A 6,190-nucleotide genomic window follows, 5' to 3' on the forward strand; every position below is an offset into this window, starting at 1 on the left:
CCAGCTTCGGCTAGAGGACAAGAATGTGTTTAATGCTATTCACCTGAATAGCATTGGATATGTTTTTGAATTCGGATGACGGCATACTTGTTGTCTGGAACTCTGACAGCTGCCCAGGTGTGGCCGGAGCCGATTTCCATGTACCAGATTTCGTTCTTGTCGCTGAAGCTGACCCCGTTCTCGCCAAAAATCCACTGGCCATTAACCTGCTCGCCGTCTGGCGTGCTGGTATAGCGTAGGGCAGTCTTCGGTAAGCTGGTCTTGAAGACGTTGTCTTCAGAAACATAAGTGGTCGGGCCATTGCTGGTTGCCTGGTGAACATAGAAGTGCTTGGACCAGGCGCCAACGTCTTCATTACGGGCAACCAGGGTTGATCCGTCGGTCGTGGCCTTCTTGCCATCTACTACAGTCGTGCAAGCCTTAACAGGTGTGGCGGTAAAAGCAGCGGCCAGGCCCAGGGCACCGGCAGCCCAAATAAACTTACGCATGATATTTCACCCTATCAAATATAATCCTATCAATCACACAGGAGTGCTTGTTAGCGCTTACTGAAAGAAATCATAAGCCTCTCGCCTTTAAATTAAAATCCTATACGAAAAGAGAAACTACTTTATTAATAAGGAGCTGGGCAAGAAATTATCGGAAAATGAGAAAGATTTTTACATACAAAATAGGGGATAGCTAGATTATACCGGTTGAAAAAAGGACCGGCTCTTTTTCGGAGCTGGTCCTTTTGCCTGCTAAGCAGGCAAAATAATTAATTTTTTACCGGCCGCTTTCTTCTTGCAGCTGCAGGACCCGGTCAGCGATGGTTTCACTAGTGACCAGGTGGGTGATGATGCCCGACTTGAGGGCGCCTAAGAGGGCTTCAGACTTGAAGCGGTCGTTGACCACGACGAAGCGGACCGGGGTCTTGACGATCTGCTGGTCGGAGATGCCGATGATCTTGTCAGTAATTGAACTGAAGAAGTGGCCTTCATGGTCGTATGGCCGGCCGAAGATCATGCCGGAGATACTCTTTTGGTGGATGTTCTTGAAGAGGAGGCTCTCGTATTTTTCGTGCAGGAATCTTTCTTCTTCAAAGGCTTGCAGGGTGCCCAGGCTGGCGACCAGGAGGTCCATGTTGTCGTAGAGCTCATCCAGCTGCTCGTAAAAAGGTTCCTTCTTGATCAAGTTGACCAGGTCGGGGTTGGAGGAGTAAAGGGGAGCGGGAAGGGCGCGGAAGTGGCCCCCGCATTGGGCAGCGGCGATGCTTTCCAACGGATTCTTGCGGCCGTTGCCCTGGAGAGGATAGCCAACCAGCTGGACGAAGGTCAGGTCATCGTTTTTAACTTCCGTAAAGGAGTTGATGATGTCGAGCATGGTCGTGCCCCAGGTGATTCCGACGTTCTTGCTGGACTGCATGTAGCTCTGGATCTGTTCAGCGGCAAAGCTGACGATCTTTTCGCTGTCCTGGTTCTTGGTCTCCAGCTTCTTTAAGATAAAGGCTTCCTTGAGGCCAAACTGTTGGCGGAAACTCTTTTCCAGGCCGGAATTCCGCTTGGCTCCTTCCTTGATGTTGATCTGGACGATGCCGGTCTTTTCAGCATCGCTTAAGGCCTTGTCGATGAGGTAGCGGGACAGGTTGTATTTGGCGGAAATTTCGGCGATGTTGAGTTTGCTGATATAGTAGTCATGTGCGATGTTCGCAAGCTGGTCGTTGCTGAGCTGCATGATTTCCTCCCAATTTTAGACATTTAAAAGACTATTTAAATATTGTAAAACAAAAGGTTACTTTTGTAAAATAAGTAAAAAGGTATCACTTTCTGAAAAAGGGAAAAAGAACTAAAAAGGGTAAAAAAGAAGGGGGAATCGATCGATTCCCCCTTCGGCATTGTCTGATTTTAGTACCAGTTGTGAGCCAGCCAGAATCTCTTGGCGTTGACCCATGAACCGTAACGGCCGTAAACGTAGCGGTCAGCAGTCCGTTCTTGGTTCTTCTTGGACAGGTCACCGCCCAGGTAAGAAATCAAGAGTTGGTAGCGGCCGTAACAACTGCCGTTTCTGGCAGTATAGTAACCGCCTGATTCCCGCATAGCGATCCAGTACTTAGCTGCCTTTTCAGCTGACTTCTTAGCAGCCTTCTTCTTAGCGGCGGCTTTCTTCTTGGCAGCAGCCTTCTTCTTAGCGGCGGCTTTCTTAGCAGCAGCCTTCTTAGCGGCAGCCTTCTTAGCGGCAGCAGCCTTCTTAGCAGCAGCTTCAGCAGCCTTCTTAGCGGCAGCAGCCTTCTTAGCAGCAGCTTCAGCAGCCTTCTTAGCCGCGTCGTCTTGCTGGTCAGTTGCCTGGCTTTGGCCAGCGCTGGCAGTTACAGCTGCGGTAGCGGCCTTAGTAGTCTTCTTAGTTGACTTCTTGCTAGTCTTCTTGGCCTTCTTAGTTGCCTTCTTCTTAGTAGTCTTCTTAGCAACCTTCTTGACTGCCTTCTTCTTGGAAGTCTTCTTCTTGCTCTTCTTAGTAGTCTTCTTAGCCTTCTTAGTGGTTTTCTTTACCGTGCTGGTTGAAGTCGCGCTAGAAGTAGAAGTGCTTGCGCTTGCTGAAGCAGCAGTAGCTGAGCTTTGGTTAGCAGCGCTAGACTGGCTTGCGGCCTGGTCTTGGCTGGCTTGTTGGTCTTGACTAGTTGCAGTTGCTGATTGTTGGGTAGAACTTGCGTCATTAGTAGCCGCTGAAACGTTAGCGGCGGGAGCAACCACGAGGGCAGCTGCAAAAGCAGTTGCTGATAAAACTTTCTTGAAATTGTGTTTGAACGTCATATGGTAGAAACTCCTCACATGCTTCTCTTAAAAACTAAGTCTATGCTACTAAAGGAATATGACAGGAGTGTTACAAAACGACCACAGCTCGTTAACAATCAAGTAAAATGAACATTTTTTTGGCAAAAAGATCATAAAAAAGTCGAAGATAGGGCTGAAATTATCATTTTAAGCGCTTTAAATTAGCTATACAGATAAGTAACATTAGTAACAATTGTCAAGAGACTGCAATAAAAGGAAAAGGCCAGCTGCTAGACTGGTCTTTTACATATGCAATTATTTCAAAAATGGAATTAATTTCCGTTAGAAACTGAATTGGCTGATCGAGTTCAAGGGGCTGAGGTAGACGAAGCTCAGCTTGACCCGCCGGGTCAGCCGGGTTAATTCAGTCAGCAGCCCTTGCTGCTTCTTGGTAAAGCGGAGCTGGTTGAGGTTGGCTTTTTCTGCCATGGCCAGCTTAACTGGAGACAGGATCTTCTGTCTGGTTAAGTAGCTGGGTACATCGTCTTGCTTAAGGGCCATGACGCTACCATGTACCCGCAAGGTTGGGCCTGGTGGTGTACGCGTTTTTTTAATGCTGGCAGGGGAAAAGATATTTTGCGTTAAATGGGCTTTATTTAGCCTTTTTTGCTAGAATAGAGAAGTGTGAATACAATATACGCGAGGAAAAATCAGACGCGGATTATAGGAGGAAACAATGGCTGTTAAGCGCTTTTACGAAACATTCCATCCAGATCACTACGATCTGTACATCGACGTTGACCGGGCAGCAAGATCTTTCTCAGGGACTTCCACCATCCATGGTGAAATCCAGGAAGAAACTGTCTTGGTCCACCAAAAGTACATGACCATCAGCAAGGTCACTGTTGACGGCAAGGAAGTGCCGTTTACTTTTGGCGACGACTTTGAAGGCATCAAGATCGAAGCCGGCAAGACTGGGGAAGCGGTCATCGCGATCGACTACTCAGCGCCTTTGACTGACACTATGATGGGGATCTACCCGTCCTACTACCAAGTTGATGGCGTCAAGAAGGAACTGATCGGGACCCAGTTTGAAACTACTTTTGCCCGGGAAGCCTTCCCATGTGTTGACGAACCAGAAGCTAAGGCAACCTTCTCCCTCGCCCTCAAGTTTGACGAACACGAAGGCGAAACTGTTTTGGCCAACATGCCAGAAGACCGGGTAGAAAACGGCGTGCACTACTTTAAGGAAACTGTCCGCATGTCCAGCTACCTGGTTGCTTTTGCCTTTGGTGAAATGCGGTCATTGACCACCCACACCAAGAGCGGGGTCTTGATCGGGGTTTACTCAACTCAAGCCCACACTGAAAAGGAACTGACCTTCTCCTTGGACATTGCCAAGCGGGCAATTGAATTCTACGAAGACTTTTACCAAACTCCATATCCGCTGCCGCAATCACTGCAGCTGGCCCTGCCTGACTTCTCAGCCGGTGCCATGGAAAACTGGGGTCTGGTAACCTACCGGGAAGCCTACCTGCTTTTGGACCCGGACAACACCACTCTGGAAATGAAGAAGCTGGTTGCGACTGTGGTGACCCACGAACTGGCCCACCAATGGTTCGGTGACCTGGTAACCATGGAATGGTGGGACAACCTCTGGCTGAACGAAAGTTTCGCCAACATGATGGAATACCTGTCAGTTGACCACCTGGAACCTAACTGGCACATCTGGGAAATGTTCCAGACTTCTGAAGCAGCGGCTGCCTTGACCCGGGATGCAACCGACGGGGTACAGTCAGTGCACGTGGAAGTTAATGACCCGGCTGAAATCGACGCCCTTTTTGACGGGGCCATTGTTTACGCCAAGGGGTCAAGAATGCTGGTCATGGTCCGGTCACTTTTGGGCGATGAAGCCTTGAGAAAGGGCTTGAAGCGCTACTTTGACGAGCACAAGTTTGGCAACGCGGCAGGTGACGACCTCTGGGATGCCTTGTCAACGGCCACTGACTTGAACATTGGGGAAATCATGCACACTTGGCTGGACCAGCCAGGCTACCCAGTGGTGAATGCTTTTGTTGAGGACGGCCACTTGAAGCTGACTCAGAAGCAATTCTTCATCGGTGAAGGCAAGGAAGTCGGCCGCAAGTGGGAAATTCCGCTTAACGCTAACTTCAAGGCACCGAAGATCATGTCAGACGTTGAACTTGACCTGGGTGACTACCAGGCTCTGCGGGCAGAAGCCGGCCACGCTCTGCGCTTGAACGTGGGCAACAACTCCCACTTCATCGTGAAGTACGACCAGACTTTGATGGACGACATCATGAAGGAAGCCAAGGACTTGGATCCAGTTTCCCAATTGCAATTGCTGCAAGACCTGCGGCTTTTGGCAGAAGGCAAGCAGGCTTCATACGCTGACGTGGTACCAGTTCTGGAACTCTTCAAGAACTCAGAAAGCCACATTGTCAACGATGCTCTGTACACGACTGCTGCTAAGCTGCGGCAATTTGCCCCAGCCGGCAGTGAAGCTGACAAGAACCTGCGGGCTCTGTACAACGACTTGTCCAAGGACCAAGTTGCCCGTTTGGGCTGGCTGCCTAAGGCAGGGGAAAGCGATGAAGACATTCAGACCCGGCCATACGTTTTGTCTGCTAGCCTTTACGGCCGCAACGCTGATTCAGAAAAGCAAGCCCACGAAATCTACGTGGAATACGCTGATAAGTTGGCAGAACTGTCCGCTGATATCCGGCCATACGTTTTGATCAACGAAGTTGAAAACTACGGGTCAAGCGAATTGACTGACAAGCTGATTGGTTTGTACCAGGCAACCAGTGACCCATCATTCAAGATGGACCTGGAAGCCGCGATCGTGAAGAGCAAGGACGAAGGCGAACTGAAGAAGATCGTTTCCTGGTTCAAAAACGCTGAAATCGTTAAGCCGCAGGACTTGCGCGGCTGGTTCAGCGGCGTTTTGTCCAACCCGGCAGGTGAACAGCTGGCCTGGGACTGGATCAGAGACGAATGGGCATGGTTGGAAAAGACGGTCGGCGGCGACATGGAATTCGCTACCTTCATCACTGTCATCTCCCGCGTCTTCAAGACCCAGGAACGCTACGACGAATACAACGCCTTCTTTACTGACAAGGAAAGCAACATGCTGCTGAACCGGGAAATCAAGATGGACCGGAAGGTCATCGCTAACCGGGTAGACTTGATTGCCAGCGAACAAGCTGACGTCAACGCCGCGGTTGCTGCTGCTTTGCAAAAGTAATTGAATAGAGCATAAGAAAACTGTTTCCGGTAAGAGCTGGAAACAGTTTTTTTATGTATTCAACTTGTCTGCAATCGGTTACAATATAGATGTAAATACTATCGTACATTCTTTGAGGTAATAAAATGAACAACGATTTTAAAGATATCATGCAAAACAGAAAGTCTATCCGGCA

Annotated in this window: 5 protein-coding genes; 1 reads left to right on the forward strand and 4 read right to left on the reverse strand. The window is 49.3% G+C overall.

Annotation, left to right across the window (positions count from 1 at the left end; genetic code table 11):
- Positions 1-35 precede the first annotated feature (35 nt).
- The 4 genes from DS743_RS00110 to DS743_RS00125 form a co-directional block, all read right to left on the reverse strand.
- Complete coding sequence (locus DS743_RS00110; protein WP_155760722.1) at positions 36-488, reverse strand: C69 family dipeptidase; 453 nt, start codon at positions 486-488, stop codon at positions 36-38.
- A gap of 277 nt (positions 489-765) precedes the next feature.
- Positions 766-1,713, reverse strand: a complete 948-nt coding sequence (locus DS743_RS00115) for a sugar-binding transcriptional regulator (protein ID WP_035184911.1) — start codon at positions 1,711-1,713, stop codon at positions 766-768.
- A gap of 170 nt (positions 1,714-1,883) precedes the next feature.
- Positions 1,884-2,786: an aggregation-promoting factor C-terminal-like domain-containing protein gene (locus DS743_RS00120; protein ID WP_035184913.1), complete on the reverse strand. Its 903-nt coding sequence runs from the start codon at positions 2,784-2,786 to the stop codon at positions 1,884-1,886.
- Positions 2,787-3,089: 303 nt separating this feature from the next.
- Positions 3,090-3,329, reverse strand: a complete 240-nt coding sequence (locus DS743_RS00125; RefSeq protein WP_225209296.1) for a transcriptional regulator — start codon at positions 3,327-3,329, stop codon at positions 3,090-3,092.
- A gap of 154 nt (positions 3,330-3,483) precedes the next feature.
- Here DS743_RS00125 and DS743_RS00130 point away from each other — a divergent pair, with 154 nt between their 5' ends.
- Positions 3,484-6,015 (forward strand): M1 family metallopeptidase, encoded by a 2,532-nt coding sequence (locus DS743_RS00130; RefSeq protein ID WP_035184918.1) that lies wholly within the window; start codon positions 3,484-3,486, stop codon positions 6,013-6,015.
- The last annotated feature ends 175 nt before the right edge of the window (positions 6,016-6,190 follow it).

The organism is Lactobacillus leichmannii (assembly GCF_024701915.1).
GTDB lineage: Bacteria > Bacillota > Bacilli > Lactobacillales > Lactobacillaceae > Lactobacillus > Lactobacillus delbrueckii.

Excerpts from the sequence above, each read along its gene's own strand:
- DS743_RS00115 (WP_035184911.1), bottom strand. The coding sequence starts at position 1,713 with ATGCAGCTCAGCAACGACCAGCTTGCGAACATCGCACATGACTACTAT.
- DS743_RS00120 (WP_035184913.1), bottom strand. The coding sequence starts at position 2,786 with ATGACGTTCAAACACAATTTCAAGAAAGTTTTATCAGCAACTGCTTTT.
- DS743_RS00110 (WP_155760722.1), bottom strand. The coding sequence starts at position 488 with ATGCGTAAGTTTATTTGGGCTGCCGGTGCCCTGGGCCTGGCCGCTGCT.
- DS743_RS00130 (WP_035184918.1), top strand. The coding sequence starts at position 3,484 with ATGGCTGTTAAGCGCTTTTACGAAACATTCCATCCAGATCACTACGAT.